The organism is Serratia sp. H1w (assembly GCF_000633355.1).
Lineage (GTDB): Bacteria > Pseudomonadota > Gammaproteobacteria > Enterobacterales > Enterobacteriaceae > Chania.
In genome coordinates, this window is sequence record NZ_AYMQ01000034.1 from 1 (window position 1) to 26618 (window position 26618).

The following is a 26618-nucleotide window of genomic DNA, read 5'->3' on the forward strand; positions in this document are numbered from 1 at the left end:
CCTCTAAACATACAAGGGGCGCAGCATGCTGCGCCTGTTTGATTAGCCTATCAGGTAATACTTCAGCGTATGCTTCATATCCGGGCTGAGATCGTTGATGGATTTCAGCATCCAGCGCAGATAGCCGGGATCGTCCAGCGCCACCTGCTCAATGGATTGCCCACGGTATTTACCGAACTTGAATTTTTTCAACAATACCGGCTGCTCGGTGATTTCCAGCATCTGTTCGGGCGTCCAGCCGGAGTCCTGCATAATACGTTGCAGCAGGGCCGCGGTGACGTAACAGTCGTACAACGCGCGATGGGGATAAAGCGTGGTGTCCTGCGGCAGTTGCACATCCAGGTTCAGCGCATAGCGCAGGTATTGATTACCATATTTAATGTCTGGATACAGCGTACGCGCCAGCTTGACGGTACAAATCCAGGCGCCATTCATTTCCGGCAGCATGGCCCGATCAAAGGCGGCGTTATGCGCGACATAGTATTGGCTGCCCTGATAGCGACCAATCGCGACGGCGATACGCGGTTTGCCTTCAACCATCTGCTCGGTGATGTGGTGAATGGCCATGGCGTCAAGGCCGATTGGCCGGTCCGGGCTGATCAGGTCGCTCATCGGGTTGCTGATGCGTCCGTCGATCAGATCAACGGAAGCCACTTCCACCACGCCGCCATCCAGCCCGCAGGTTTCGGTATCGATTACACGTAATATCATGATGTCCTCGGCAAAAGTCTCTTGCCTTAGCTTAACGAGGTGAGGAGCTGATGCCAACCTGCCTTTTCGCAGACAACAAAAAACCCGCCTTGGCGGGTTTAACTACGGTCAGAAGCTGATTTATTTACTCACCAGATGCAGACGTCTGTCCTTTCTTGGAGCGTTTCTCCGCCTTTTTCTCGGCTGGAGTTTTCAACGGCTTCTTCTTCGCATTTTTCTTGCTGTCCATTCCCTTACTCATGATGGCCTCTTGGTTACCTATGGTTGGGTGGCTTGCCGAACCATTAACCGCCTAACGGCTGACAGATGCAAGCGGCAAAGGGTATGGAAACGTCAACGCCTTGTTTAACCAATGATTATTTATTATTAAGCTTTTAGGGGTTAAAAATGTTATAATGTAACAAACCTATGTACACGGAGTGTGCCATGACAGTCATGACATTATTGAGCGAGCAACAACTGCTGGCGATGCCAGAATCTGATTACATGAATACAGAGCAGCGGGCGTTTTTCCGCCAGCGCTTATTGGACGAGCAACAAAAACTCTGGCAGCACATCGAAGTGCTAAAACGCGATATAGACAGCGGCGATATAAGCGGTGATGAAGCGGATAAAGCCGCGCGCGAAGAAGACTTGCGCCTGCTGTTCCGTCAACTGGATCGGGAAACTCGTCTGCTGCCCAAAATGGCCGCCGCCTTGCAGCGTCTGGAAACCGGCGATTTCGGTTATTGTCTGGAAACGGGTGAGCCTATTGGCCTGCCACGCCTGTTATTACGTCCTACGGCAGAGCTGAGTATTGAAGCCAAAACCGCGCAAGAAATGCGCGAACCCCATATGCGCAAAAGCAAGTCGACTTCATTTTGAGCAAACGCACGTTAACTTGTTGGTATAGGCGGAGGTTTTAGCGTTTTAACGTTGACCTGATGAGCGGCTTCGGCTTTGATGAAGGTATCACTCACAGAGAGACGTCGCGCCATGGAACAATTACGAGGTTTGTACCCACCCATCGCCGCCTATGATAGCGGTTGGTTGGATACTGGAGATGGGCACCGGATCTACTGGGAGCTGAGCGGCAATCCAAACGGTAAGCCTGCGGTATTTATTCACGGCGGGCCTGGCGGTGGTTGTGCACCTTATCACCGCCAGCTGTTCGATCCGCAGCGCTATAAGGTATTGCTGTTCGATCAACGGGGCTGTGGCCGCTCCAAACCGCATGCCAGCCTGGACAATAACACCACCTGGCATTTGGTTGCCGACATCGAAAGATTGCGTGTGCTGGCCGGAGTGGAACAGTGGCTGGTGTTTGGTGGTTCCTGGGGCTCTACGCTGGCGCTGGCTTATGCGCAGACGCACCCGCAATGCGTCAGTGAGTTGGTGCTGCGGGGGATCTTCACGCTGCGTAAGCAGGAACTGAGCTGGTACTATCAAGACGGCGCTTCTCGCTTCTTCCCGGATAAATGGGAGCGGGTGCTGTCTATCCTCTCGGAAGAAGAACGCAAGGATGTCATTGCCGCTTACCGTCAACGCCTGACGTCACCGGATCTGCAAGTCCAGCTTGAGGCTGCCAAACTGTGGAGCGTGTGGGAAGGGGAAACGGTGACGCTGTTGCCAAGCGATGCGGCCGCCTCCTTTGGTGAAGATGACTTCGCGCTGGCCTTTGCCCGGATCGAAAACCACTATTTTACCCACCAAGGCTTTCTCGACAGCGACGACCAACTGCTGACCAATGTCCCGCGGATCCGCCATATTCCAGGGGTGATCGTTCATGGGCGCTACGACATGGCCTGTCAGGTACAAAACGCCTGGGATCTGGCCAAGGCGTGGCCAGAAGCGGAGCTGCATATTGTGGAAGGGGCAGGGCACTCAACGGACGAGCCGGGCATTTTGCACCAGTTGATGCTGGCTACTGATCGTTTTGCGGGTAAATGAGCAGAGGTTAAGGTCCGCTTTTCCCCCCTCACCCCAACCCTCTCCCCAAAAAGGAGAGGGAGTTAGTGCGGCTATGTGTTCAGGTGCAGAGATCATGGTCGAGGGGGAGGCAGAATGCGGTGATCAATAGTGGCACGTTCGATCCCCTCTCCCTTTGGGAGAGGGTTAGGGTGAGGGGCATTACTTCATTTTTGGCTCATACGGCAGGCGAGAGAATTTGTGTGATTCGGCACGATAGTGCATCACACGCTCGCGGAAGTAATCCTGCAAATGTCTTGGCTGATCGCGTTCCACCACTTCAGGGATCACCGGCATATTGTAGCGTTCCTTGAATGCCACACCCGACGCGGCCAGATCAACGTTCACCTTGTCCATTTCGTCTTTGGAAAGCTCTGCCAGATTGTAACCCATGGTCTTCTCCTCTAGTGTGCAACAGCAAATCAGGGCAGAAGGTAATCTACTGTGCCGCGCTTGGCAAGCCTCAAACCGAAGTCATTATATCCAACAGGGTTATATAATAGCTGGGCACAATGTGATTTATTTATTTTATCAAATAAGAATGATTCGCTTTTTGATTAAATACAAAGATGAAAATGATTATCATAATAATTTAATGTTAAATATCGGTGTAATCATAACGGCCTGAATTTAAATAAAATAATAAATTAAAATTAATGAATGTAAATCAACTGTTTTTATTTTGTGTTAATCAAGGCATAATGCGCTCAATTAAGTTTATGACCTGCAAAAAATAAAAGGGATCCTCATGCTAACGCAAGAAATGACCAACAAGCTGAATGAGCAACTGAATCTGGAATTCTATTCTGCCAATATGTATTTGCAGATGAGCGCCTGGTGTAGCGATAAAGGCTTCGAAGGAGCCGCTGCGTTCCTCAAAGATCATTCGCGTGAAGAGATGCAGCACATGCAGCGTCTGTTCGACTACCTCAGCGATACCGGGGCATTGCCACTGATTGGCAGCATTTCTGCACCACCGGTAGAGTTTGAATCACTGGCTGACGTTTTCCAGCAGACTTACGAACATGAGCAACTGATCACTCGCCAGATCAATGCGTTGGCACACGTGGCCATGACCACACAAGATTACTCCACCTTCAACTTCCTGCAGTGGTATGTTGCCGAGCAGCACGAAGAAGAGAAGCTGTTCAAATCCGTATTGGACAAGTTGGCTCTGGTGGGCAGCAGCGGCAAGGCTCTGTTCTTCATTGATAAAGATCTGAAGAGAATGGGTGCTGCGGCAGAAAGCGCTAACGGCCAGGCCTGATAACCCGCTTTTACTATCAATCTAGAAAACCGCGTACTTTCCTCGTACGCGGTTTTTTTTTGCGCCGAATTGATGCTGACATGTAGGGGCGTTGCATGCTGCGCCCGATCATTTTTTACCGTACGCAGTTTTTTTTCTGGCACGGTTTTCAACGTAGGGGCGCTGCATGCTGCGCCCGTTCAGCTAATGTTATAGCGATACGTGCTGCCAGATCGCAAAAAATCAGTGATGTCCTCGACTTGCCGATTCACCGTCGTTATGATTTAACCCGATACGCGACGGTAAGTAGCGAGTTTTAACAGTGAGTTAACAAGCTTCTGCTGCTGTTTTACCCGTAGCGCAATCATTGTGGTGGGTTGAGGCTGCGGAAACATCGCTCCGCATAACCGGTCTTGGCCCTTATCACCTCTCTATAATGATAAAGGACTCCTCCGTGATCGCTAAAATTCGTTCCTCCTATCGCCTGCTTTCAACCGTTTTCGTGCTGTTCGTCGGCCTGTCTTCACAACAGGCGTTGGCGCATGCCCATCTGAAAGTACAGACCCCGGCGGCAGACGCTACCGTTAGCTCCGCGCCAAAAGTATTGACGCTGAATTTCTCCGAAGGCATTGAGCCTAATTTCAGCGGTGTCAAAGTGACTGGCCCGGACAACGCCGTGGTGAAAACCGGCAAGCTGGATCTGGAGCCAAGCAACAACACCCAGATTAACGTACCGATTGAAGCTGAACTGGCTGCGGGCAAATACCAGGTCAGCTGGCATGTGGTTTCCGTGGATGGACATAAAACCAAAGGCCAGTACAGCTTTACCGTAAACTAAGATATGACTCTGGCGACCCTGTTTGTACTGTGTCGCTTTGTGCACTTTGCGGCGGTGATGCTGATGTTTGGCGTCAGCCTGTTCACCGCCGTTCTGTCGCCACAGCGCCTCTCCCCGATCATCACCCGCGATTTGCGCCCACTGCTGCTCGCCGCGACCTGGACCTCTGCATTAACCGCCGTGCTGATACTCGCCATTCAGGCTGGATTAATGGGTGACGGTTGGGCGGATACCTGGCAATTGAGCATTTGGTGGGCGGTGTTGGGCACCACCTTTGGCGAGGCCTGGCGCTGGCATCTGGGGTTTTCCCTGCTGGCATTGCTAGCCTTGCTGCTGCCTGCGAGCAAGCGGGGGCAAGCGCTGACTCTGTGTTCGGTATTGCTGTTGGTCAACATGGCGTTTATCGGCCATGCGGCTATGCATGCGGGCGCACTGGGAATAGCACACCGTGTTAACCACTCCCTGCACATGTTGGCCGCAGGCTACTGGTTCGGCAGCCTGTTACCGTTACTGCTTTGCCTGCGTTACTTGCCACAACCGCAGTGGCGTGGCGATGCTATCACCACCTTGATTCGTTTCTCCCGCTGGGGCCATATTGCCGTGGCATTAGTGATCGTGACCGGTATCATCAACGGCTTGATTATCCTCGGCCATTGGCCGGTCGATCTCGGCTCTGCCTACCAGCGTTTGCTACTAGTTAAGGCTGGATTGGTAGCGTTGATGGTGATGGTGGCATTGGCCAACCGTTACGTAATCGTCCCTGCTATGCACACTACACCCAATCTGGCGCAGCGCGGGTTGGTGATAGCCTGCTGGCTTGAGGTGGCATTGGGGGCAACGGTGCTGCTGTTGGTGAGTTTGTTTGCAACCTATGCGCCGGTATGACATTGCGCCTTGCCGGATGCCCCCAAATTGCGGGAAAATCGAATCAAATCGCAACTTAAGGCCAAAAAAATGAAATCTTTAATTGTGGGTATTGCGCTGCTGGCAACGGCGACAAGCGCGTTGGCGGCGGATAAGCTGGTTAACATCACCAAGTTTGAGTACGGCAAACAGTGGGCGTTCACCAAAGAAGAGGTCACTCTTCAATGCCGCAAAGGGGAGGCTCTGTTTGTACTGAATAACAGCACCCTGATGCAGTATCCGCTCAATGAAGCGGCAGAAGCTCAGGTGAAAGCGGGGCAGCAGCGTGCTCAATCGCTGGATGTGATCTTGTTGGATGATGCCAACAACCCCGGTCACAAAATGAGTGTGCAACCTTTCCGCGAAAGAGCAGAAAAATTGTGTGCGGACTAATCCGCTAACCACTCGATAGTTATGCAAAAGTTTACGGCGGGTGACGAGATGTACGTAACTAATTTCAGTTTGTAACTATCACCGTGTGCGCGGAGCTGGCAAAACTTGCACCTTAGACTATTCTTAGAAAGCACGGTTGAACAAACCTTGCATAAATGCCAACTTTTAGCGCACGGCTCTCTCCCAAGAGCCCTTTCCCTAGACCAAGTATAGGAATCGTACTTGGTCTTTTTTTATGCTTTTGATTTGTAATCTTTTTTATGCTCTTCGCGAAAATTGTTGCCCCTCACCCCAATCCTCTCCCCGGACAGATCGTCGGCAACATGAGCATTTCTACAGGGAGAGGGAGCGAGTCCGTGGCCGTAGTCAGGCACTGTATCAACATGTGGCACGTACAGTCCCCTCGCCCTTTGGGAGAGGGTTAGGGTGAGGGGATAATCACCGATGCAACATTGACCACCATCCCCTTCAAACCTTCGCCCAACCCCGCTATACTGTATAAAAAATCAGTATGGAGAGTGCGATTGACCAGACGTTATGCCGCGCCAAGGCTTGAATTTGAAGCGGAAGCGATTTACCAGTATCCAGAACACCTGCGCCAATGGTTAGAGGGTTTACCTTCGTTACCAGGGGTATACGTGTTTCATGGCGAGAGCGAAACCATGCCGCTCTATATTGGTAAAAGCGTCAACATTCGCAGCCGAGTACTATCACATTTGCGCACCCCAGACGAAGCCGCCATGCTACGCCAAGCGAGGCGTATCACCTTTATCAGAACGGCGGGGGAAATCGGGGCCTTGTTGCTGGAGGCACAACTGATCAAGCAGCAACAACCGTTGTTCAATAAACGTCTGCGCCGCAACAGGCAGCTGTGCGCATTACAACTCAATGATGACAAACCCACCGTGGTGTATGCCAAAGAGGTCGATTTTGCACGGCACGCCGGATTGTTTGGCCTGTTCGCCAACCGGCGCGCGGCATTACAAGCGTTGCAGTCTATCGCCGACCAACATCAGCTCTGCTATGGGCTGTTAGGGCTTGAACCATTGAGCCGGGGTCGCGCTTGTTTTCGTTCGGCATTAAAGCGTTGTGCTGGCGCATGCTGCGGCAAAGAAAGCCTGGCCGATCATCAGCAGCGCCTGATTGCAGCGCTAGAGCAAAGCCGTTTAGTGTGCTGGCCGTGGAATGGCCCGATAGCCTTGCGAGAGCAGGGGAGCGATATGGCGCAATACCATGTTATCCACCACTGGCTGTGGCTGGGCGCCGTAGAGAATCTGGATGAAGCGGACGAGCTAATGATTGCCGCGCCGGGTTTTGATAGCGATGGCTATAAAATATTGTGCAAACCCATCATCGGTGGGGAATATGAGATTATCGATCTGCACGGCAAAGCATGAGTTTGCCAAACCCCCGCATCAACGGATGGTGCCGGAACCGATGCCAATCGTCGCCGTTGAACGCCCCGAACTCCCGCCAGAGCCAGAAACGCTGACCGAAGTGCACCCTGCCAGCAGGATGACTAAAAGCGTACCCGCAATAATTTTCATTCAGCCACCTCGTTAGCTAACACCGCGTGAATCTAATATAACCTAACTATAGGATGAATCCATCTTGCCCGGCAGATTGGTGAGGGATAGATTCAATAAGTATCCCACCATAAAGGTCATTTAACATGCGTAAACGTCGCTGCTCGGCCATCGCACTCGCGTTGATTGCGGCTGTGTCTTTATCTTCAGTCTCTGTTATGGCCAATCCAGGAAATGGCAACGGAGGCGGGCATGGGAATTCAGGCAACCATGGAGACAATCATGGGAAGGGAAACTCGGACAAAGGCAAAAAAGCCAAGGGGAGCCATGACGATCTGGTTACCGTGAATATCAATTATGACCGGGTGCGGCCCCTCGCGGTGAACTACGGATTAACGGGGTATCAATCTTTACCGCCCGGCATCGCCAAGAACCTGACACGGGGTAAGCCATTGCCGCCAGGTATCGCCAAGAAAATGGTACCAGCTTCAATGCTGGGGCAACTGCCATCGTATCCGGGCTATGAATGGCGCATCGCTGGGAATGATTTAGTTCTGGTGGCCTTAAGCACGGCGATTGTCGCCTCGGTGATTAATGGCGTCTTTGATTAATTGCTGGTTAGAATCAGGGAAAGAGAGCTAACAACTTTCTTTCCTTAGCGATCATACCGATATCATTCACGTTGAAAATCGTTCTTCCCCCAACCATTGAGCATATCTATACTGTATAAAAACACAGTATCAAGGTTTGCCGTATGAAACACTTTGCTCCAACCCCAACACCAGAAAAATTGTACCTGCCACTGTTTTCCGATCGAGTGCCTGCCGGCTTTCCCAGCCCGGCACAGGACTACGTCCATGCCAGGATCGATCTCAATGAGTATTGTGTTAGCCATCCGAATGCCACTTACTTTCTCTACGCCTCCGGTGAAAGCATGCTGGAGGCGGGCATTGTCGATGGTTCGATGCTGGTGGTCGATCGCAGTATTGGGGCCGAGCATGGCGATATCGTGATCGCCAGCATCGCAGGGGAGTTCACCGTTAAACGGCTTTGCTTGCGGCCAGTTCCACAGCTAGAACCGATGAACCCCAACTACCAACCCATCCCTCTACACGACGGTGCCGATGATTTAGATATTGTCGGCGTAGTGGTGTCGACCATTACGAGATTGAAATAATGTACGCGCTGGCCGACGTGAACAGCTTTTATGCCAGCTGTGAATTGTTGTGGCGGCCCGATTTGCGTGGCCGCCCAATCGTGGTGCTATCAAACAATGATGGCTGCGTGGTTGCCCGTAACCAAGAGGCGAAGGCATTGGGGATGGCAATGACCGGGCCTTATTTCAAGGTCAGGCAGCAGTTGGAGCGGGCTGGTGGCGTGGCGTTTAGCAGCAACTATGAGCTGTATGCCGATATGTCCGCCAGAGTGATGACGATATTGGAAGCGTTGGTGCCGCGCGTTGAGATTTACTCCATCGATGAAAGCTTTCTCGATCTGTCTTCGCTGCCAAGTTGCCACAATCTGGAGCAGTTCGGGCGGCAGCTCAGGAAGAAGGTGTTGCGTGAGACGGGATTAACGGTAGGTGTTGGGATAGCCCAGACCAAGACGCTAGCCAAGCTGGCAAACTTTGCTGCCAAAAAGTGGGAGCAGACCGGTGGTGTGGTCGATCTTTCCAGCCTGGATCGGCAGCGTAAATTGATGAATAAGGTACTGGTAGAAGAGGTCTGGGGTATCGGGCGGCGCATAGCCAAAAAGCTGAACGCGATAGGAATTGAAACGGCGCTACAACTGGCCGATGCCAGTACCACCATGATCCGCAAACGCTTTAGCGTAGTGATCGAACGAACGGTACGGGAACTGGGTGGTGAGCCTTGCCTGGAACTGGAAGAGTTTGCGCCGACCAAGCAGCAGATTATCAGCAGCCGCAGTTTTGGCGAGCGGATCACCGAGTACGAGCATATGCATCAGGCAATCTGTCTGTATGCCACGCGGGCGGCGGAAAAGCTCAGGGCGGAACGGCAATATTGTCGGCATGTCAGCGCCTGGATCAAAACCAGTCCGTTTGCCACTCACGAAGCCTATTACGGCAATTCGGCCAGCATCAAGCTGAATACGCCAACGCAAGACACCCGCGATATTATTGCTGCCGCGATGCGTTGTCTGGATACCATTTGGCAACCCGGTCATCGTTTTGATAAAGGAGGGGTGATGCTGCAGGATTTTTTCAGCCAGGGTATCGCACAGCTCGACATGTTCGATGAGTATCAGCCGAGGAATGGCAGTGACAAGCTGATGCAGGTGATGGACTCGATCAATAACTCGGGTAGGGCCAAGCTGTGGTTTGCTGGCCAGGGAACGCAGCAGGTCTGGTCGATGAAGCGCGAGTTATTGTCACCAGCTTATACGACAAGGTTAAGTGATCTACCCCGTGCTCGGGTATACTGAACGGTGCTGTTCAACGGGCGCAGCATGCGGCGCCCCTATGGTGGAACATGCGCGACCCCGACAAATTGGGCAACCAATGTTTTTTCTAATAGTTAATGGATTAACGCTATGCGCAGACCCGTATCATCATATCACCCGCTGCTTTATTGGTTGAGAGTCCGGCAAAAGCGGGTTTTGCGTCATCTTGCGTGGCAATGGTCATCACGCTGGTATGCCAGTGAGAAAAGGCCGCAGCAGCGGCTGGATCACCGTTTTATCAAACACACCTCGAAGCTGATCCGCAAGTTGGGCAATAGTGATATTGGCCTGCAGCATAATAAAGTGATTAATTTGCGGCTGGCGGTGGAGGCAACCAGCGGGATTATTATCAGGCCGGGTGAATATTTCTCGTTTTGTAAGCTGGTGGGAAAACCGACCCGCGCGCGTGGTTTTGTTGAAGGCATGGAGCTGTCGTTTGGCGAAGCGCGCAGCGGCGTGGGCGGTGGTATTTGTCAGCTAAGCAATTTAATCCATTGGATGGCGATCCACTCACCGCTGGTAGTGATCGAACGGGCAAACCACAGTTTTGATCCCTTCCCGGACGAAGGGCGGATCTTGCCTTTTGGCTCTGGAGCCGCCATTTTTTACAACTATATCGATCTGGTGTTGCATAACCCGACTCAGGATAGTTTTCAACTGGTGTTCAACGTTGCAGAGCATCAGTTGGAAGGCGAGTTGCTGTGTTCAGCCCCGCGTACGGTTAAATACCATGTCTACCAAAAATCCCACCGATTTATCCGTCGGCAACAGCGTATTTACCGGCAGAATGAGATCTGGCGTGATATCTCAACCAAAGGTCAGGACTCGGTGGTGTTACATTCCGAACGGCTATACCAGAATGATGTGGTAGTTAAATATGATGTTGAAGAACAAAGACTGACTGAATAATCACAGCTAAAGCCTGGCTGTATGGGGCCGACACTGGTTCGGCCCCATACAAAACGTGGGCTACAACCGTGCAATCCTTATCAACTCATCCTTGGCTCCGGGGGCAACGGCCAGCACCGGACCACCGTGTAACAGATGCGTCTCTCCAGTATCAAACGGATGCGTCCAGCCGCCAGCCTCGTTCACCAGGCAATATCCCGCCAGACAATCCCAGGCGTGCATATAAGGTTCGTAATAACCGACCAGCCTGCCTGCGGCGACCCATGCCAGCATCATCGCCCCGGAACCGTTGCGGAAAAAGTTGCCGCCCACCGCCGTGATCTCGGCGACGATTTCACCGACGCGCTCGGGGGCCACATAGCTGTTGGCACCAAAACCGGTAATGTGATTTTGCAAGGTGCGTGCGGGATCGACGCGCAGCGTTTTGCCATTGAGCGTTGCGCCAGCACCTTGTGCCGCGATAAAACATTCCTGCTGGCAAGGAGCCATGATCACGCCAATCACCGGTTCGCCGTGATGAATGACGGCAACGGAGACGCACCAGTTGGGCATGCCGTTGACGAAGGGGCTGGTGCCATCGATCGGATCGACCACCCAGCTATAGCCCGAATGGCCGGGTTGCAGGCCAAACTCTTCACCGAGAAAACCGTCGTCCGGGAACTGCTTGGCGATACGCTCGCGGATCAACAGTTCCACCTCACGATCGGCGATCGAAACCACGTCCTGCGCATCACGCTTGGTTTCAATCACCAGGCTCTCGCGGCGGTTGAAATAGTCCAGCGCCTTGGCTCCCGCCTCACGTGCCACCTGTTCGGCCAGCGTCAGGCGCTGGGAAATCTGCTCATTCATGTTGAGTCCTTTAAGTTGGGGCGATCACTGGGCAATCAGCGCCAGCCCCTGAGGTTTAAAATCTATGGCTACGCGCGTCATCGGCGGCAGTTGGCGTTCCATCTGTACGTCGACGATAAACAGTGCGCCAAGGTCGGTTTGCACTTCATATTCGATATGGTCGCCGAGCCAGATGCTGTGGATCACCTCACCGTTCAAGGCACCGGCCTGATCCGCATGCAGGGTGATAAACTGCGGGCGTACCGAAAGTTGGGCGGTGCCAGGACGGGCTTTGGCTCCTGGCACCCGATACTGACGGCTGCCCAGGCTGATCAATGCTTCATTTCCTTCTACCCGTTCGATCGCGCAGGGAAGGATATTGGCCTCGCCCATAAAGTCGGCGATAAATACCGAAGCGGGGGAGTGATAGAGTTCCTGCGGCGCACCCTGTTGAGCAATATGCCCGTCTTTCATGACGATAATCTTATCGGAGACTGCCAGCGCCTCTTCCTGATCGTGGGTGACGTACACCGCCGTGAAGCCAAGGCGCTGTTGTAAATCGCGGATCTCGGTGCGTACCCGGCGGCGCAGGCGTTCATCCAGATTGGATAGTGGCTCATCAAGCAACAACACCTGCGGTTCCAGCACCAGTGCACGCGCCACGGCGATGCGTTGCTGCTGGCCACCCGACAGCTCAGAGGGCAGGCGTTGGCCCATGCTTTCCAATCCAACCAACTTCAACACCTCGCGCGCCCGATCCTGCGCCTCTTTACGCGATAGCTTGCTGGCGAGTAGGCCGTACATCACGTTGTCCAACGCGTTCATATGCGGGAACAGTGCGTAGGATTGGAACACCATCGCGATGTCGCGCTCGTTGGCGGGCAGATGAGTCACGTCTTTGCCGCCAATCCGGATACGCCCCGAGGTCGGGTGCTCTAGGCCAGCCAGCAGGCGTAGCGTAGTGGTTTTGCCACAGCCGGAAGGGCCGAGCAGCGTCACCAACGTACCGGGTTCCACGGTCAGAGAAAGGCCGGGTAGAGCGACAAAATCGGCAAACTGTTTGGTGACATTTTCAAACACCACCGAGCCGGAGCGAATGGCAGTCATACGGCATTCTCCTGTTGTAAGGTTGCAGGCGGGATCGCCGGCGGTATGGCAACGCGAGAAACGCGGCGTAGGCGGCGTTCCCCGACCAAGAGTTGGAAAGTGAGGATTACGGCCATCATTACCACGATCAGCACCGAGGAGTAGGCGATAGCCACGCCGTATTCGCCGTTTTCAACCAACCCGACGATGTAGGAAGTGGCCATGTTGTACTGGGCGCTGACCAGGAAAATCACCGCGCTGATAGAGGTAATTGCCCGCACAAAGGCATATACCAGCGCTGCACTGATAGCAGGTTTCAGCAGCGGCAAAATCACTTTACGCAGAGTGCGGAAACTGCTGGCGCGCAGCGTGAGCGAGGCTTCGTCCAGGCTGCGATCCAGTTGGCTCATGGCGGCAATGCCACCGCGTACGCCAACCGGCATATTGCGGAACACGAAACAGGCAACCAGGATCAGGGCCGTACCGGTGATCTCCAACGGTGGCAGGTTGTAGGCCATGATGTAGCTGACGCCGATCACCGTGCCGGGGATGGCAAAGCTGAGCATCAGCATAAACTCGAAGGTCTGACGACCAACGAACTTTTGCCTCACGATCAGCCAGGCGGTCAGCAGGCCGACGATGGCCGTCAGCGGCGCGGCAATCAGTGAGATCTCCATGGTGGTCCAGAACGAGTTCCAGGCCACGCCGGTCCAGACGATCTGGCCTTCGTTCCAGTGGAAACCGAAGGCGCGGGCGTAATGTGCCAGCGTCAGGCTGCTGTCCAGCCCCCAGGATTGGACAAAACCGCCGATCAGGATCATGCCGTAGACGACCAGCGTGAACAGACCCCAAGGGATCACCAGCAGATACACGCCATAGCGCAGCCTACGAGGTAGACCGCAATGCGTGCCTGCATCTCCCTTGCCGGTGACGGTGGCAAAGCTTTTTCCTGCCAGCCACAGACGCTGCAAAATAAAGGCGCTAAGCGTAAAGCACAGCAGGATGATCGCCAGCACCGCCGCGCGGCTCGGATCGTTCTGCGCCCCAACCACCGAGAAGAAGATTTCGGTCGACAGTACGCCGTGGCTGCCGCCAAGCACCATCGGGTTACCGAAATCCGCCATGCTTTCGATAAAGCCGATCAGGAAGGCATTCGCCAGACCGGGTGCCATCAACGGCAGTGAAACATAGCGGAAGGTGCGCCAACGGTCGGCACGCATGGTTTGCGAGGCCTCCTCCAACGAGGGACTGACGCCTTCCACCACGCCAATCAACACCAGGAAAGCGATCGGTGTGAAGGAGAGAACCTGAGCGATCCAGATCCCGGTCAGGCCATACAACCAACGGCCGGGCTCGATGCCGAACAGGGTGGAGAGCAGTTCGGTTACCACGCCGGAGCGGCCAAACAGCAGCATCAGCGCCAGACCAATCACAAAGGGCGGCGTGATGATTGGCAGTACCGACAGCATGCGCAGCCCTTTTTTGAACGGCAGCGGTGTGCGGGTGGCGGCCAACGCAAAGGCCAGACCGAGCAGCGTGGAACCACTGGCGGTCATCAGTGCCAGCCACAGGGTGCGCCAGGCGGTACCGCAAGTGCCACCGCTTAAACAACTGAGGCTCCAGATCGCCGGATCGCGCATATTGGTGAGCAGACCGTTTGGCTGGAAGGAGCCGTCTACATCCTGCACCGAAGCAACAAACATGCTCAGCACGGGGTAGAGCACGAAGGTGCTGACCAGCGCCACCAGCAGCACAATCGAGCCGACGACAAAGGCATCGCCCTTCAGCACGCCACGCTCGGCGAGCCCAAAAGCGAACAGCAGCAAAAACGTGGTCAGCAACAAAATAGCGCCAGCCCCAAAGGCGGGTTGACCATCGCTGAGCGTGCCAAACAGCTGTTCACTCCATTGCCAGTTCCAGCCGCTGTAGCCGATGGCATGGCCTTCAAACAGCAGGAACAGTAAGCCAGCGGCACTGGCATACATCAGCAGTTGCGAGCGCCCCCGGCCAATGGGTAGCAGACGGCCTAATGCGCCAATCAGCAGCAATAGCAGGGCAATCGCCAACCAGGGGCGCTGAAACGCCAGTATTTGCCACAGTGCCGGGGCACTCTGCCCATCTTGCCAGAGCGTACTCAGCCAGCCAAAGTCGAAAAATCCGGCTTCCTGGCTGTACCTGGGCAACAGCAACACGGCCAGTGCTCCCAGTACCAAAGCCCCGTCCAGGCGGCGGTTTTGAGCATTCATGGTAATTCCTCTTGGAGCCTTAGCAAACGCCTCAACGCGGGCGAGGAGTGGAAGTTATTGAGCACTGGCACCAATCTCTTTATCCCAACGGCTGAGTAGCTCTTTACGTTTGGCCGAGTCACCATAGGTTTTAAAGTCGTAATCGATCAGTTTGATGTCCTCGAAGCGCGGTGAGTATTCGGAGATCGCGGCGTTACGGTTTGACGGCAGTTGATAGGATTTGGCGTCTTTCATGTGGGACTGAGCATCCGCGCTCAACGCCCAGTCGTACCATACTTTGGCGCTGGCGAGGTTACGCGCGCCTTTGACAATCGACATAGAGCCAATTTCAAATCCGGTGCCTTCGCAAGGTGCGACGGCTTTGACGGGGAATCCATCTACCTGCATGGCAACGGCATCATGCATAAAGACGATGCCGATGGTCGTTTCACCACGCGCCGCCGCTTTAACCGGGGCGGAACCTGACTTGGTGTACTGCGAGATATTGGCGTTGAGTTTTTTCAGGTAGTCGAAGGCTTTTTCTTCGCCCATCAGCTGTACCAGGGTAGCCAGGGTGTTGTAGGCGGTGCCGGAAGAGTTCGGGTTAGCCATCTGGATCTCGCCCTTGTAAGCCGGGTCTAGCAGATCGGCCCAGCAGCTCGGGGCTTTGATTTTTTTGTCTGCCAGCAATTGGGTGTTGTAACCCCAGCCGAGTGCACCTGCGTAGATGCCCACGGTGCGGTAGTTGGCACTTTCGGCCTGCTTGCGCGCCCAGTCTTGCTGTTGATCCAGCAGCGGTGATTGATAGGCCTGGGTTAGCCCTTCGTTGGCGGCCTGCATATGCGGATCGCCAGTGCCTGCCCACCAGATATCGGTGCGTGGGTTGCGAGCCTCGGTGCGAATACGCGCATAGGCCTCCCCGGCGGAGAGGCGCACCATACTGACTTTGATGTCCGGATGCTGTTGCTCGAACAAATTGGTCATTTGCTCGCAGACCACGACGTCGGCGGAACAGATCATATTCAGCTTCCCGGCAGCGTGAACAGAGAAGGCTGAGAGTGCGGTGCCAGCGGCAATGGCCGCCATCAGAGTGACTCGATGCATGGTGTTCTCCTGGTTGGTGTAGGGTGGCGATACGTTGTCGCCATTTTTTTTGCACGTGTGTGCAAATAACTAGAGGATAAAATTGCACTGTCAATTGCGATACGAAATAATTCAACCTCTCCGTCACAAAAATGGAAAAATTGTGCCAACATAAATTTGCACAGCTTTGCAAAGTGCGGCAAACTTTTTACCAACGCGCAATGGATGAGTGTGAAGATGGCGGTAGACAAGATGATGATCAGTGCGAAAGACGTGGCGGAACTGGCCGGGGTCTCCCGATCGGCGGTTTCACGTACCTTTACTCCTGGTGCCAGCGTTTCGGCGGTAACCCGTGCCAGGGTGATGCGGGCCGCTGAAGAACTGGGTTATCACGTTAATCATCTGGCGCGGGGGTTAGTGCGCAATCGCAGCGGGATTGTGTGCCTGATCGTTTCGGAGCTGGCGACGCCGTACCGGGCCAGCCTGGTAAGATTACTGACTCAGCATTTGCAGGAGGCGGGGAAAATTACCATGCTGATCAACACCGATCGCCCCGACGACAGCGTATCGCAGGCGTTGCAGCAGGCCATTAACTTCCGGGCGGATGCCTCTTTTGTTCTCTCCGGCATGCCGGACAGCGCGATCGCTCGTCTGTGCCACAAGCACGGCCAGCGGCTGGTGCTGATTAACCGTAACGACGCCTTGCCAGGGTCACTCAGCATCAACCAGGATAATGAAGAAGCGGCGGGGCGGATTGTGATGGCGTTTGCCCGTGCGGGCTGCCAGCGGATCGCGTTTGCCAACTCATTGGCGGGGACGCCAAGCCTGATGGCTCGTGAACGCGGCTTTATCCAGGCGGCGGAAGCGGCGGGACTGGCGGTGACCGTTGAGCGCTTTGGTACCACCTCCTATGAGAGTGGGCAGATCCTGGCACATCGGCTGTTAACCCGGCGGGAACGTCCTGATGCCGTGTTCTGCGTAACCGATCTGTTGGCCTGCGGTTTTATGGATGAGGCCCGCCATCGCTTTGCTTTGCGCATTCCAGAGGATCTTTGTGTGGCGGGTTATGATGATATTCCACAGGCGGCCTGGTCTTCCTACAATCTCACCACCTTTACCCAGCCGGTGGAAAAATTTGCCCTGGATGCGGTGGCGTGGCTGATGGCGGAGGAGGAAAAGGAAGAAACCATGGAGTCTGAGCAGGGCTTGGAAAGCCCGGGTGAAACGCGGATGTATCATGCCGATTTTATTTGGCGGGGCACGATCCGCGGGGGTTAGCACTATCCCCGTCCTGCCGTTGACACCACAACGGTAACAGAAAGAACTCTTATCATTAAGTGGGTGGTATTTAATTAAGCAGAATAAGTGCTGAGAATTAAATTAGGTGGGAAATCAGGCCTACTCAGCTCTTATTGAGGTAGAGCGAATGGTAGTGTGATATACACAATTATCCTACCTGCGTAGCCTCCATCCGTCATTACAATAATCCCTGTCTTATATTATCGATTGCACTTAGTAGCCACTATACCTGTTGAAAAAAAATCGGCTGATAAACAGTATCTCAATCGTGTAATAAATGTATGTCTAAAGGATGTCGTAATGAAAAAGATTTTCGCCCTTACACCTGTCGCTCTGATTTTTGGGCTTGTCGGTACCATTCAGGCTGCTACTCAGACTGATGTTACTCTGCAAGGGGCTATTGTGGAAACGACTTGTGAAGTGACTGCAAACGACGGTAATGCAACGTTGTACCTGGGTTCTTTCCCCAAGACTGATTTTATTGATTCGAGGACAGCGGACACTCAGCCCCTGGTCATTACCCTGAAAAACTGCGCCGAGTATGAAACAGGTGTACTGCAGATATCTGGCATTGATAAGGCGGGCTTGTTTGTGAGCGATGCTAGTCAGACTGCAGGCTTCCAGGTGATATCACCCGAAGGTATCTGGTTAATGAATGGCCACTCCGTTGATATTTATGCTGATGCAGATGGCTCGCAGGTCCTTAATTTCGAAGCAGGTCTAAGTGTGGTATCGACTTCTAACGTCCAGGCTGGCTTTTACCACGCACCGATCAAATTTTCTTTCATAAGCAACTAATAGTAAATAACGCATGGCTAGACGCTAGTCGTGTAGAAAGGGGTATGGCACGATCCGCGGTGGTTAACACTATCCCCGTCCTGTCGTTGACCCCACAACGGTAACAGAAGGAATCCTTATCATTAAGTGGGTAGTATTTGATTAAGCAGAACAAGTACTGCGAATTAAATCAGGTGGGAAATTAGTCCTACTTTGCTCTCTTAATAAGATAAGGATATTTACTATGAATAATACCGTGACTGGAACCATCAATTTTTCTGGTGAAATCGTTGGCCAAACTATGGGCATTGAGGATGGCGGCCTGATCATCCATCGCCCACGGAGTGCAGGCCTCACCGTCAGCGTGAATGGCAGCGAGACGCAAAATGGCTATGTGCAGCTTGGTGCCGTCAGTGAAGTGGCGCTGGCAAACCCGGGTGATACCGCAACGGCAACTCAATTTAACATTCGTGTTGCTGGTATCTCCGAGCAATATACTCACGCCTTGGTATTTTTTGAGGGTGGGGCCACGGTTGATGCCGTAACCGGCGGCCTGATCAATATGGCTGAGGCGGGTAATGTGCAAATTCAGTTGCGTGACCAGCAAAACAATATTGTGCAGGCGGGCAGCAACGCTCAACTGGTGAGCTCGGCGTTTGTCCCGGTGATGAATGGTGAGGTATATACCGACTTTACCGCCCGCTTCTGTAGTACCGGGCGAGCAACGCCGGGCAATGTCGCCAGCAAGGTCGATTACACGCTCTATTTATTTGAATTGGCTTCATGATGCGGTAACAGCGCTATTTAACCCACCGCCCGGTGGGTTTTTTAATCTTCGGCGATCGCTGTTTTCCCCTCATCCCAACCCTCCCCCAAAGGGCGAGGGGGCTGTATGTGCCTCAATTTCACCCCAGTGTCTGACCTTGACACGGGCGCAGCATGCAGCGCCCCTACGCAGTGCAGCTTCGGAAAGCTCCTTGGGGTGAGGGGGCGTCGCTCGGGCCTGAATTAACGTGCAACCAGTCCCTCGGCCTTTAGCCAACCCTCGGTTTTATCACCGGTTTTGGGGTGAATATAGCTGACGAATAAAAATTGCTGATAGGCCTGACTCTGCTTGGCGGCAACGCTATCACCGCTGACAATAAATTTCCCACCCTCATCCTGGCAGAGCGGGTCTGGTGAGTCGTAGAAGTAGAGTTTCTTACTCTTCACCAGATATTTCGCCGCAGGGGCAGCGGTTTTGGCCATCACAGCTTCGGCATTGGCCTGGGCATCGTGGCAAATCTCGTCGAGTGGGGCCAGACGATCAACGTTTATCCAGCCGGAGGCATTGCCATAACCGACCAACAGATAATCATTTTTCTCGCCCTCGACCGGCTCAAACGCGGCAAAACCCACCACCTGCACCTTATCATTCGGGATCACAAATTGGGATTCATTGACGCATTGCTCGGTGGGGGCCACGTGAAAATACGCCCGGCCCTTACCACGCACGACATATTTGGGGGAGCCGGCAATGATTGCCCCTAATTTCATCTGGTCCAGAATGGCCGCGCAGCGTTGCTCCTTCTGCAGGCACTGCTGATATTGTTTGCCGTATTGCGGGCTAAAGGTGAGTTGCTGCGGATGCTGTTCATCGGCACTATTGTCCAGCAGTTGGCCGCTGTGTGGATCGTACATGACCCAACCGAGGTGCCCGGCTCCCGGTGTATCCGGTGATGCTGGCTTTCGGCGATCAAACAGCTGAATGGCCTGTACGCCGTCTGCCCGTGGCTCAATATTGATCTCCAGCTGATCCGCAGGCACTTTCTCCGCCTGGATCATCACCTGATTGCTACTGGCCAACAGCTTGATCAGCGGGACCTCGCAGTCAAACAGCGAAGCTGGCCGGTCAGGAGTGAAACCCGGCCCGACTGGCGTCATGGCCTGTAGCGTTGTCCAGGGGGAAAGTATCAATAATCCAACTACGGCTACAGTGGCCTGCTTATCCATGTCTACCCAATCTCCGGCAAAATCGTCTACCTGTCAGCCGCCATCATACTCGGCCAGCCGTGGGTTATGCCACACCGGCTAGCCGTAACAGCGTCGTAACTGCTGCCGCTGCCAGCAAGACAACGATCAACGGCGTCTTCCTCCAGGCTAATAATGCCCCGACGGCCACGCCGCCCAAGCGAGCATAACCGGCAAAGTGCTGCCCTTCGAACAATGTCGCGATCACCGCGACGGCCAGCAGCAGCGTGGTGGCTGAGTCGGCGAGCAAGGCCTGGACCCGGTCGGAAAAGCTCAGGCTGCGGCCCAGCAGGAAACCAGCGAAACGAAACGCAAAGGTGCCACTGGCCAGGATCACAATGCCAAGGATGATAGTTTGATGGTCCATTATTTTTCTCGCTTTCTGATGAACAGGCCCAACAGTGAAAACAGTACCGGCATGCCAATGGGCACAAAAGGCACGCTAACCAGGGCAATCAAGGTGCCGGAGCAGGCCGAAATGCTGGTGCGCAGTTTTTTCAGCGAGCCGACAATCAAGGCCAGCAAAATGGTCGGAAACACGGCATCCAATCCGATAGCATTGATATCGGGAATAAAGCTGCCGATGGTGCCGCCAATAATCACGCCCAACGGCCAGCAGGCGGCAATCCCCAGCCCACAGAGCCAGTAGGCGGCTCTTTTTTTGGCCAGCGTCGGTTGGGAAATACCGAACACCACGCTTTCGTCGTTCATGATATGGCAGCCCAATAGCTTAAAGCGGCTGCGTTCGATCACCTCTTTGACCGCCATACCGAACGGCAGGTGGCGGGCATTGACCAATAATCCGGCTGCCGCTGCCGCGAAGGGGCTACCGCCGCTGGCGACGATGCCGATAAACAGGAATTCGGAGGCGCCCGCCAGCACCAGTAACGACAGCATCAGCGGAACCCAGAGCTCGAAACCCAAGCCGGTCGCCAGCGAACCATAGGAGATCCCCACGATGCCATCCGCCAGGCAGACCAGTGCGATCCCTTTGATTACGCCCTTGTCGAGTGCGGGGAAACGGTTTTTCACCATACTATTTTTCTCACTGTCTTTCTCAAAACGAACGGTTGGTCTATTATAATGAACACTTCAATCTCGATTTACAAGTCGAACGATCGTTCGTTATAAGGTGAGCTACGCGGCCTATGAAACAACCCATCAATATCATTGCGGAAGCTCTGGTGCGCGAACGTCAGCGTACCGGCCTCTCTTTGGCTGAAATTGCCCGCCGGGCCGGGATTGCCAAATCAACGCTTTCCCAACTCGAAGCGGGGAATGGCAACCCAAGTCTGGAAACGTTGTGGGCACTTTGCGTGGCGCTGGATATCCCCTTTGCGCGTTTGATGGAGCCGCAGCAAAGTAAAACTCAGGTGATCCGGCGTGGAGAGGGGGCAGCGGTGGTGTCGGAGGTGGCTAACTATACGGCGGTGCTGCTGGCAACCTGCCCGCCTGGCGCGCGGCGGGATATTTATCTGCTGACGACCCAGCCAGGGGCCGACCGTCTTTCGCACCCGCATCCGTTGGGTTCAGTGGAACATATCATTATCACTCAAGGGCGGGCCTTGGTCGGCTTGGTGGAAGAGCCGGCCGAACTGAATGCCGGGGATTATATTTGCTACCCGGCCGACCAACCGCATCTCTTCCGCGCCTTGGAGCCGGATACGCTGGCCGTGCTGGTTTCAGAACAAAACTAGTATTCCCCTCACGTTCCCCCTCACCCTAACCCTCTCCCACAGGGAGAGGGGACCGCATGTGCCACAGATTGACCCCCGTTCCTACCCACAACACCGTACCCGCTCCCTCTCCCTTAAACAGATGCTCATGGAACTCCTGATTTTACTGTGGGAGAGGGTTGGGGTGAGGGGGCTAAGTGGTCATTTCGCATTCATTTGTTAGATCCCTGTCATATTTTTGTTATTTGCTCATTCCAAAACACACGTTTCGCTTGTTTGGGTTAAAAAATTTCAATAACCTCAGTTTTGAAACAAACGTTTGATATTGGTGGTGTGGCATACAACGCAACGTCATGGGATTATGTCAATCTATTGTTTTATAAATTATTTAATACAGAGATTAAGCGTCTTGCCGTCTGTTTTAGCGAGTGAGATGCGATCCAGATCAGGGTTTTAAGCCGATACTAACCAGCGGGATGTTGTTTGAATGTAAAAAATATTTTTCATTAGCCGTCAAATCAACAGGCCTCTTCACTCTAACGAAAAAGGGTACCAAACATGAAGCTGAAGAAATTGATCGTCACCTCGCTACTGATGTGCATGCTGCCAGCCTCGGTGTTAGCCAAAGATATCAAGATCGGTGTGTCGATGGCCTACTTTGATGACAACTTCCTGACCATCCTGCGCCAGTCCATGCAGAACAAAATGAAGCAGGAAGGCAACGTCAGCGGCCAGTTTGAGGATGCCAAAGGCGATATCGCGCAGCAGATCCAACAGATTGAGAACTTTGTCAGCCAAGGGGTCGACGCCATCATCCTTAATCCGGTGGATACCCAGGGCGTCAAGCCAATGATCAAACTGGCAGAAAGCGCGCATATTCCCCTGGTGTTCGTCAACCGTCGGCCAGAAGCCACGCTGCCAGCCGGTATGGCCTATGTCGGCTCAGATTCCAAACTGGCGGGCAAGTTACAGATGGAAGAGTTGGCCAAGCTGATGAACGGCAAGGGCAACGTGATGATCCTGCTCGGCGAGCTCTCCAGTGAAGCCACCCGTGACCGCACCAAGGGCGTCGAGGAAGTGGCCGCCCAATACCCGAATATTCATATCATCGATAAGCAAACCGCCAAGTTTTTCCGCAAAGAGGCGGTAGACGTGACCACCGATTGGATCCTCTCCGGTCAGCAGATTGATGCTATTGCCTCCAACAACGATGAGATGGCAATTGGTGCCATTCTGGCGTTGAAACAGGCGAAGAAAACCGGGGTGCTGGTGGCGGGGGTTGATGGCACGCCGGATGCGCTGGAATTTATCAAGAAGGGCGATTTAAGCCTCAGCATCTTCCAGGATGCCAAAGGTCAGGGGGAAGGGGCGGTACAAACCGCCATTCAACTGGTGAAAGGCGAGAAGGTCGAAAGCAGCGTCATGATCCCATACCAACTGATCACCAAAGCCAATTATCAGGATTTCGCCGACAAGAATAAAAAGTAATGTTCAAACAGCCCCTTGCCGCAGGGTCGGGGGCCTATCAGCAGGATATTGGCGGAGGTGAGCAGTATGTATCCTTATGTGCTGGAGGCGGAAGGTATCAGCAAGCAGTTCCCGGGCGTAAAGGCGTTGGATAACGTGTCGCTCAAGATCAAACCGGGCAGCGTGCATGCGTTGATGGGGGAAAATGGCGCAGGTAAATCGACGCTGATGAAATGCCTGATCGGCATTTATCGCCCCGATGGCGGTACGATCAAAGTCAAAGGGCAGCCGGTGACGTTTAACGATACGCAGGCGGCATTGCACTCGGGGATCTCGATGATCCACCAGGAACTGAACCTGGTGCCCCATATGACGGTGGCAGAGAATATCTGGCTGGGGCGTGAACCCGCCAAACTGGGCTTCGTTAATCATGAGGAGCTAAACCGTAAAACCCGCGAGCTGTTGGCGCATCTCAAGATTAAATTAAACCCGGAAACCCCACTGGGGACGTTGAGCATCGCCAACCAACAGATGGTCGAGATTGCCAAGGCGGTATCCTATAACGCCGACGTATTGATTATGGATGAGCCGACCTCGGCATTAACGGAGGGGGAAGTGGTGCATCTGTTCGCGATCATTCGTGAACTGAAGCAGCAGGGCAAAGGCATTATCTATATCAGCCACAAGATGGACGAAATCTTTGCCATCACCGATGAGGTCAGCATCTTTCGCGATGGTACCTCGATCGCCAGCGATAAAACCGAGAATCTGACCAAGCAGTCGCTGATCACCATGATGGTGGGCCGCGAGCTGACCCAAATGTTCCCCAAGTTCAATAACAACATTGGCGAAGAAGTGTTGCGCGTGGCCGGGTTACGGCGCAGCGGCTGGTTCCACGATGTCTCCTTTGCGGTTAAGCGCGGCGAGATCCTCGGGGTGGCCGGGCTGGTAGGCGCAGGGCGTAGCGAAGTGATGGAGAGCCTGTTTGGCATGCACCCGGCCGAGGCTGGGGAAATTTATATCGAGGGCTTGCCGGTAAAAATAGACTCTCCCGCCAAGGCCATCGAGCAGGGGCTGGCATTCCTGACCGAAGATCGCAAAAAGTCCGGGCTGTTTCTGGTGCTGTCGGTGGTAGAGAACATGAGCATCGTCAACCTATCCGCCTACACCAGCAAAAACGGTTTTGTCAGCCAGGCACAGATGGCTAAAGACTGCATGGAGCAAATTAACCGGCTCAATATTAAAACTCCGACGATGGATCAGATTATCAATAACCTCAGCGGCGGCAATCAGCAGAAGGTCCTGATTGCCCGCTGGCTGTTGGCGCAGCCGAAGATCCTGATCCTGGACGAGCCTACGCGCGGTATCGACGTGGGGGCCAAGGCAGAAATCTATCGTTTGATCAGTGAATTGGCGCACCGTGGCGTCGCCATTATTTTGGTTTCGTCCGAGCTGCCGGAAATACTCGGCATGAACGATCGCGTCATGGTGATGCATGCAGGGCGCATTACGGGGATCCTGGATAAAGCAGAAGCCGATCAGGAAAAAATCATGGCGCTGGCCTCGGAATAACGCAAAGGTAAATCACGATGAATAACGTAAAAGTGGACACTCAGCCAGTCAAAGCCTCGCCGTTTGCCGGTTTCAGCGGCAAGCTGCCAAAAGACACCGGTATTTTTATCGTCATGATCGGCATTGCGCTGATTTTTGAAATGCTGGGTTGGTACGTGCGCGATCAGTCGTTCCTGCTTAACCCGAACCGCCTGCTGCTGATCGTGTTGCAGGTAGCGATTATCGGCATCATCGCCGTTGGCGTCACCCAGGTTATCATCACCACCGGTATCGATCTCTCTTCCGGCTCGTTGATTGCTCTGACGGCAGTCGTGGCGGCCAGCCTGGCGCAAACTTCGGAAAGTATTTCGCCAATGTACCCAGGGCTGCTGGATCTGCCTGCAGCGATCCCTATCGGGGCAGGGATTGGGGTTGGGGTGATTTGCGGTTTTATTAACGGCTTCTTGATCACCCGCACCGGCATTCCGCCGTTTATCGCTACCTTGGGGATGATGGTTTCCGCCCGTGGTTTGGCACAGTATTACACCAAAGGTAATCCGGTCAGCTTCCTGTCGGATGGCTTTACCTCGATTGGCCAAGGTGCCATGCCGGTGATTATCTTTGTCGTGGTGGCGGTGATTTTCCATATCGCCCTGAAGCACACCCGTTACGGTAAATACGTGTATGCCATCGGCGGCAACATGACCTCGGCCAGGGTTTCCGGGATCAACGTCAATAAATATCTGGTAACGGTCTATACCATCGCGGGCGGTCTGGCCGGTTTGGCGGGCGTAGTGCTGGCGGCACGGGTCAGTAGCGGGCAGTCGAGCATGGGAGTGTCGTATGAGCTGGACGCCATTGCCGCCGCAGTGATCGGGGGCAGTAGCCTGATGGGTGGCGTGGGGCGCATCACCGGTACGCTGATCGGCGCGGTGATCCTCGGCCTGATCAAGAGCGGCTTTACCTTTATTGGCGTGGATTCCTACATTCAGGACATCATCAAAGGGATGATCATCGTGGCCGCCGTGGCTATCGATATGCGCCGCAACCGCAAGAAGGTATGATCCATGCCTTGGCCGCCGGTGTGATGACCGGCGGTTCGGCCAGGTTTACGCACCGCGGCTATTGATACGCCGTGCCAGTTCGTAACGCGCACCCCAGTACTCGTTATCCAGGCTGGAAACCGTTACCCCTTGGCTGGTGGAAGCGTGAACGAACTCACCATCACCGATATAAACGCCGACGTGGCGCTGATGGGATGAAGTTCTGAAAAACACCAGGTCGCCAGTGTGAAGCTGGCTTTTGGCTACCCGAGCACCCAGTTTCATCTGTTCGCCAGTGCTGCGTGGCAAGCTGACTGCGAACTCATCTTGAAACACGCGCTGCATATAGGCCGAGCAATCGATGCCTTTGCGCGAGTTGCCCCCGAACTTGTAACGTACGCCTTCCCAACGGTCATAATGCTCCAGGATCTTTTTCAGCTCCTGAGTATCGTTATGGTCGGAATAAGGCTGAGTGACCTGATGTTGCATCAGCGATGAGCGGAAAAAGGCCAGGTCGGAATAGGCTGAAGCGGAAAAACTCATGCACAAAGAAGTGCAAGTGAGAAGTATGGCAAAGAACATAAGCATAAATGGTTTCTGAAAGAGCAATTGAACGTCTATACCCGTGATCATTGAA

29 protein-coding genes are annotated in these 26618 nt (G+C 53.9%); 18 read left to right on the plus strand and 11 right to left on the minus strand.

Going from position 1 to position 26618, the window contains the following annotated elements; genetic code table 11:
- Window positions 1-42 precede the first annotated feature (42 nt).
- The gene (gene exoX / locus U869_RS0105670; protein ID WP_025120148.1) at window positions 43-711 is read right to left on the minus strand and encodes an exodeoxyribonuclease X; all 669 of its coding nucleotides are present in this window, start codon (window positions 709-711) and stop codon (window positions 43-45) included.
- Between the two features lie 426 nt (window positions 712-1137).
- On the opposite strand from exoX, the gene U869_RS0105680 reads away from it, so the two are divergent.
- Both U869_RS0105680 and pip read left to right on the plus strand, forming a co-directional pair.
- Entirely contained in the window at window positions 1138-1575 is a 438-nt protein-coding gene (locus tag U869_RS0105680) for a TraR/DksA C4-type zinc finger protein (RefSeq protein ID WP_025120147.1), read from the plus strand.
- Window positions 1576-1686: 111 nt separating this feature from the next.
- The gene (gene pip, locus U869_RS0105685; RefSeq protein ID WP_025120146.1) at window positions 1687-2640 is read left to right on the plus strand and encodes a prolyl aminopeptidase; all 954 of its coding nucleotides are present in this window, start codon (window positions 1687-1689) and stop codon (window positions 2638-2640) included.
- A gap of 180 nt (window positions 2641-2820) precedes the next feature.
- On the opposite strand, the gene U869_RS0105690 is transcribed toward pip, so the two are convergent.
- Complete coding sequence (locus tag U869_RS0105690) at window positions 2821-3051, minus strand: DNA polymerase III subunit theta (RefSeq protein WP_025120145.1); 231 nt, start codon at window positions 3049-3051, stop codon at window positions 2821-2823.
- Between the two features lie 355 nt (window positions 3052-3406).
- Here U869_RS0105690 and ftnA point away from each other — a divergent pair, with 355 nt between their 5' ends.
- From ftnA to cho, 5 genes are all read left to right on the plus strand, one after another.
- Window positions 3407-3925, plus strand: coding sequence for a non-heme ferritin (gene ftnA / locus U869_RS0105695; RefSeq protein WP_025120143.1), 519 nt, complete (start codon window positions 3407-3409; stop codon window positions 3923-3925).
- 415 nt (window positions 3926-4340) lie between these two features.
- Window positions 4341-4742 carry a CopC domain-containing protein YobA gene (gene yobA / locus U869_RS0105700; protein WP_029987365.1) on the plus strand — a complete coding sequence of 134 codons (402 nt, stop codon included), beginning with the start codon at window positions 4341-4343 and terminating at the stop codon, window positions 4740-4742.
- 3 nt (window positions 4743-4745) lie between these two features.
- Window positions 4746-5627 carry a copper homeostasis membrane protein CopD gene (gene copD, locus U869_RS0105705; RefSeq protein ID WP_025120141.1) on the plus strand — a complete coding sequence of 294 codons (882 nt, stop codon included), beginning with the start codon at window positions 4746-4748 and terminating at the stop codon, window positions 5625-5627.
- Window positions 5628-5696: 69 nt separating this feature from the next.
- Window positions 5697-6038, plus strand: coding sequence for a YebY family protein (locus U869_RS0105710; protein WP_025120140.1), 342 nt, complete (start codon window positions 5697-5699; stop codon window positions 6036-6038).
- 524 nt (window positions 6039-6562) lie between these two features.
- Entirely contained in the window at window positions 6563-7435 is an 873-nt protein-coding gene (cho, locus tag U869_RS0105715; RefSeq protein ID WP_025120139.1) for an excinuclease Cho, read from the plus strand.
- An 18-nt stretch (window positions 7436-7453) separates the two neighbouring features.
- Here cho and U869_RS32765 read toward each other — a convergent pair whose 3' ends face one another.
- Window positions 7454-7585, minus strand: a complete 132-nt coding sequence (locus U869_RS32765; RefSeq protein ID WP_255328507.1) for a hypothetical protein — start codon at window positions 7583-7585, stop codon at window positions 7454-7456.
- A gap of 125 nt (window positions 7586-7710) precedes the next feature.
- Here U869_RS32765 and U869_RS0105720 point away from each other — a divergent pair, with 125 nt between their 5' ends.
- From U869_RS0105720 to U869_RS0105735, 4 genes are all read left to right on the plus strand, one after another.
- Window positions 7711-8175 carry an anti-virulence regulator CigR family protein gene (locus tag U869_RS0105720; RefSeq protein WP_025120138.1) on the plus strand — a complete coding sequence of 155 codons (465 nt, stop codon included), beginning with the start codon at window positions 7711-7713 and terminating at the stop codon, window positions 8173-8175.
- A 143-nt stretch (window positions 8176-8318) separates the two neighbouring features.
- Window positions 8319-8741, plus strand: coding sequence for a translesion error-prone DNA polymerase V autoproteolytic subunit (gene umuD, locus U869_RS0105725; RefSeq protein ID WP_025120137.1), 423 nt, complete (start codon window positions 8319-8321; stop codon window positions 8739-8741).
- Complete coding sequence (gene umuC / locus U869_RS0105730; RefSeq protein WP_025120136.1) at window positions 8741-10009, plus strand: translesion error-prone DNA polymerase V subunit UmuC; 1269 nt, start codon at window positions 8741-8743, stop codon at window positions 10007-10009. Before umuD ends, umuC begins: the two co-directional genes overlap by 1 nt.
- Before the next feature lie 174 nt (window positions 10010-10183).
- Window positions 10184-10936: a VanW family protein gene (locus U869_RS0105735; protein WP_232785330.1), complete on the plus strand. Its 753-nt coding sequence runs from the start codon at window positions 10184-10186 to the stop codon at window positions 10934-10936.
- 60 nt (window positions 10937-10996) lie between these two features.
- On the opposite strand, the gene U869_RS0105740 is transcribed toward U869_RS0105735, so the two are convergent.
- From U869_RS0105740 to U869_RS0105755, 4 genes are read right to left on the minus strand one after another with little or no spacing between them, the layout of a single operon-like run.
- Window positions 10997-11785, minus strand: a complete 789-nt coding sequence (locus U869_RS0105740; RefSeq protein WP_025120134.1) for an inositol monophosphatase family protein — start codon at window positions 11783-11785, stop codon at window positions 10997-10999.
- A 24-nt stretch (window positions 11786-11809) separates the two neighbouring features.
- Window positions 11810-12871 (minus strand): ABC transporter ATP-binding protein, encoded by a 1062-nt coding sequence (locus U869_RS0105745; RefSeq protein WP_025120133.1) that lies wholly within the window; start codon window positions 12869-12871, stop codon window positions 11810-11812.
- Window positions 12868-15096 (minus strand): iron ABC transporter permease, encoded by a 2229-nt coding sequence (locus U869_RS0105750; RefSeq protein ID WP_025120132.1) that lies wholly within the window; start codon window positions 15094-15096, stop codon window positions 12868-12870. The genes U869_RS0105745 and U869_RS0105750 overlap by 4 nt, the downstream gene beginning before the upstream one ends.
- Before the next feature lie 54 nt (window positions 15097-15150).
- On the minus strand, window positions 15151-16179 hold the full coding sequence (locus U869_RS0105755; protein WP_025120131.1) for an ABC transporter substrate-binding protein: 1029 nt from the start codon (window positions 16177-16179) through the stop codon (window positions 15151-15153).
- Between the two features lie 204 nt (window positions 16180-16383).
- Here U869_RS0105755 and U869_RS0105760 point away from each other — a divergent pair, with 204 nt between their 5' ends.
- The 3 genes from U869_RS0105760 (at window position 16384) to U869_RS0105770 (ending at window position 19021) form a co-directional block, all read left to right on the plus strand.
- Window positions 16384-17436, plus strand: coding sequence for a LacI family DNA-binding transcriptional regulator (locus U869_RS0105760; RefSeq protein ID WP_081795895.1), 1053 nt, complete (start codon window positions 16384-16386; stop codon window positions 17434-17436).
- A 321-nt stretch (window positions 17437-17757) separates the two neighbouring features.
- A complete protein-coding gene (locus U869_RS0105765) occupies window positions 17758-18255 on the plus strand; it encodes a fimbrial protein (RefSeq protein ID WP_025120129.1) in 498 nt (165 codons plus the stop codon).
- 223 nt (window positions 18256-18478) lie between these two features.
- Window positions 18479-19021: a fimbrial protein gene (locus U869_RS0105770; RefSeq protein WP_025120128.1), complete on the plus strand. Its 543-nt coding sequence runs from the start codon at window positions 18479-18481 to the stop codon at window positions 19019-19021.
- A gap of 221 nt (window positions 19022-19242) precedes the next feature.
- Here U869_RS0105770 and U869_RS0105775 read toward each other — a convergent pair whose 3' ends face one another.
- From U869_RS0105775 to U869_RS0105785, 3 genes are all read right to left on the minus strand, one after another.
- Window positions 19243-20226 carry a hypothetical protein gene (locus U869_RS0105775; protein ID WP_157834716.1) on the minus strand — a complete coding sequence of 328 codons (984 nt, stop codon included), beginning with the start codon at window positions 20224-20226 and terminating at the stop codon, window positions 19243-19245.
- Window positions 20227-20290: 64 nt separating this feature from the next.
- Window positions 20291-20611 carry an AzlD domain-containing protein gene (locus U869_RS0105780; RefSeq protein WP_025120126.1) on the minus strand — a complete coding sequence of 107 codons (321 nt, stop codon included), beginning with the start codon at window positions 20609-20611 and terminating at the stop codon, window positions 20291-20293.
- Entirely contained in the window at window positions 20611-21279 is a 669-nt protein-coding gene (locus tag U869_RS0105785) for an AzlC family ABC transporter permease (protein ID WP_025120125.1), read from the minus strand. The genes U869_RS0105780 and U869_RS0105785 overlap by 1 nt, the downstream gene beginning before the upstream one ends.
- 113 nt (window positions 21280-21392) lie before the next feature.
- Between U869_RS0105785 and U869_RS0105790 the strand changes: the two genes are divergently transcribed.
- The 4 genes from U869_RS0105790 (at window position 21393) to U869_RS0105805 (ending at window position 26002) form a co-directional block, all read left to right on the plus strand.
- Window positions 21393-21941: a helix-turn-helix domain-containing protein gene (locus U869_RS0105790; RefSeq protein ID WP_025120124.1), complete on the plus strand. Its 549-nt coding sequence runs from the start codon at window positions 21393-21395 to the stop codon at window positions 21939-21941.
- Window positions 21942-22478: 537 nt separating this feature from the next.
- Entirely contained in the window at window positions 22479-23408 is a 930-nt protein-coding gene (locus U869_RS0105795) for a sugar ABC transporter substrate-binding protein (RefSeq protein ID WP_025120123.1), read from the plus strand.
- Between the two features lie 66 nt (window positions 23409-23474).
- The gene (locus tag U869_RS0105800; protein ID WP_025120122.1) at window positions 23475-24959 is read left to right on the plus strand and encodes a sugar ABC transporter ATP-binding protein; all 1485 of its coding nucleotides are present in this window, start codon (window positions 23475-23477) and stop codon (window positions 24957-24959) included.
- Between the two features lie 17 nt (window positions 24960-24976).
- Window positions 24977-26002, plus strand: a complete 1026-nt coding sequence (locus U869_RS0105805; protein ID WP_025120121.1) for an ABC transporter permease — start codon at window positions 24977-24979, stop codon at window positions 26000-26002.
- Window positions 26003-26047: 45 nt separating this feature from the next.
- Here U869_RS0105805 and U869_RS29235 read toward each other — a convergent pair whose 3' ends face one another.
- Window positions 26048-26569 (minus strand): NlpC/P60 family protein, encoded by a 522-nt coding sequence (locus tag U869_RS29235; protein WP_025120120.1) that lies wholly within the window; start codon window positions 26567-26569, stop codon window positions 26048-26050.
- Window positions 26570-26618: the final 49 nt, after the last annotated feature.

Excerpts from the sequence above, each read along its gene's own strand:
- yobA (WP_029987365.1), top strand. The coding sequence starts at position 4,341 with ATGATAAAGGACTCCTCCGTGATCGCTAAAATTCGTTCCTCCTATCGC.
- U869_RS0105800 (WP_025120122.1), top strand. The coding sequence starts at position 23,475 with ATGTATCCTTATGTGCTGGAGGCGGAAGGTATCAGCAAGCAGTTCCCG.
- ftnA (WP_025120143.1), top strand. The coding sequence starts at position 3,407 with ATGCTAACGCAAGAAATGACCAACAAGCTGAATGAGCAACTGAATCTG.
- U869_RS0105770 (WP_025120128.1), top strand. The coding sequence starts at position 18,479 with ATGAATAATACCGTGACTGGAACCATCAATTTTTCTGGTGAAATCGTT.
- U869_RS0105745 (WP_025120133.1), bottom strand. The coding sequence starts at position 12,871 with ATGACTGCCATTCGCTCCGGCTCGGTGGTGTTTGAAAATGTCACCAAA.
- U869_RS0105795 (WP_025120123.1), top strand. The coding sequence starts at position 22,479 with ATGAAGCTGAAGAAATTGATCGTCACCTCGCTACTGATGTGCATGCTG.
- pip (WP_025120146.1), top strand. The coding sequence starts at position 1,687 with ATGGAACAATTACGAGGTTTGTACCCACCCATCGCCGCCTATGATAGC.
- U869_RS0105780 (WP_025120126.1), bottom strand. The coding sequence starts at position 20,611 with ATGGACCATCAAACTATCATCCTTGGCATTGTGATCCTGGCCAGTGGC.
- U869_RS0105790 (WP_025120124.1), top strand. The coding sequence starts at position 21,393 with ATGAAACAACCCATCAATATCATTGCGGAAGCTCTGGTGCGCGAACGT.
- U869_RS0105690 (WP_025120145.1), bottom strand. The coding sequence starts at position 3,051 with ATGGGTTACAATCTGGCAGAGCTTTCCAAAGACGAAATGGACAAGGTG.
- U869_RS0105775 (WP_157834716.1), bottom strand. The coding sequence starts at position 20,226 with ATGGATAAGCAGGCCACTGTAGCCGTAGTTGGATTATTGATACTTTCC.
- umuD (WP_025120137.1), top strand. The coding sequence starts at position 8,319 with ATGAAACACTTTGCTCCAACCCCAACACCAGAAAAATTGTACCTGCCA.
- U869_RS0105710 (WP_025120140.1), top strand. The coding sequence starts at position 5,697 with ATGAAATCTTTAATTGTGGGTATTGCGCTGCTGGCAACGGCGACAAGC.
- exoX (WP_025120148.1), bottom strand. The coding sequence starts at position 711 with ATGATATTACGTGTAATCGATACCGAAACCTGCGGGCTGGATGGCGGC.
- umuC (WP_025120136.1), top strand. The coding sequence starts at position 8,741 with ATGTACGCGCTGGCCGACGTGAACAGCTTTTATGCCAGCTGTGAATTG.
- U869_RS0105765 (WP_025120129.1), top strand. The coding sequence starts at position 17,758 with ATGAAAAAGATTTTCGCCCTTACACCTGTCGCTCTGATTTTTGGGCTT.
- U869_RS0105805 (WP_025120121.1), top strand. The coding sequence starts at position 24,977 with ATGAATAACGTAAAAGTGGACACTCAGCCAGTCAAAGCCTCGCCGTTT.
- U869_RS0105680 (WP_025120147.1), top strand. The coding sequence starts at position 1,138 with ATGACAGTCATGACATTATTGAGCGAGCAACAACTGCTGGCGATGCCA.
- U869_RS0105785 (WP_025120125.1), bottom strand. The coding sequence starts at position 21,279 with ATGGTGAAAAACCGTTTCCCCGCACTCGACAAGGGCGTAATCAAAGGG.
- U869_RS32765 (WP_255328507.1), bottom strand. The coding sequence starts at position 7,585 with ATGAAAATTATTGCGGGTACGCTTTTAGTCATCCTGCTGGCAGGGTGC.
- U869_RS0105755 (WP_025120131.1), bottom strand. The coding sequence starts at position 16,179 with ATGCATCGAGTCACTCTGATGGCGGCCATTGCCGCTGGCACCGCACTC.
- U869_RS0105740 (WP_025120134.1), bottom strand. The coding sequence starts at position 11,785 with ATGAATGAGCAGATTTCCCAGCGCCTGACGCTGGCCGAACAGGTGGCA.
- U869_RS0105750 (WP_025120132.1), bottom strand. The coding sequence starts at position 15,096 with ATGAATGCTCAAAACCGCCGCCTGGACGGGGCTTTGGTACTGGGAGCA.
- U869_RS0105760 (WP_081795895.1), top strand. The coding sequence starts at position 16,384 with ATGAGTGTGAAGATGGCGGTAGACAAGATGATGATCAGTGCGAAAGAC.
- copD (WP_025120141.1), top strand. The coding sequence starts at position 4,746 with ATGACTCTGGCGACCCTGTTTGTACTGTGTCGCTTTGTGCACTTTGCG.
- U869_RS0105720 (WP_025120138.1), top strand. The coding sequence starts at position 7,711 with ATGCGTAAACGTCGCTGCTCGGCCATCGCACTCGCGTTGATTGCGGCT.
- U869_RS29235 (WP_025120120.1), bottom strand. The coding sequence starts at position 26,569 with ATGCTTATGTTCTTTGCCATACTTCTCACTTGCACTTCTTTGTGCATG.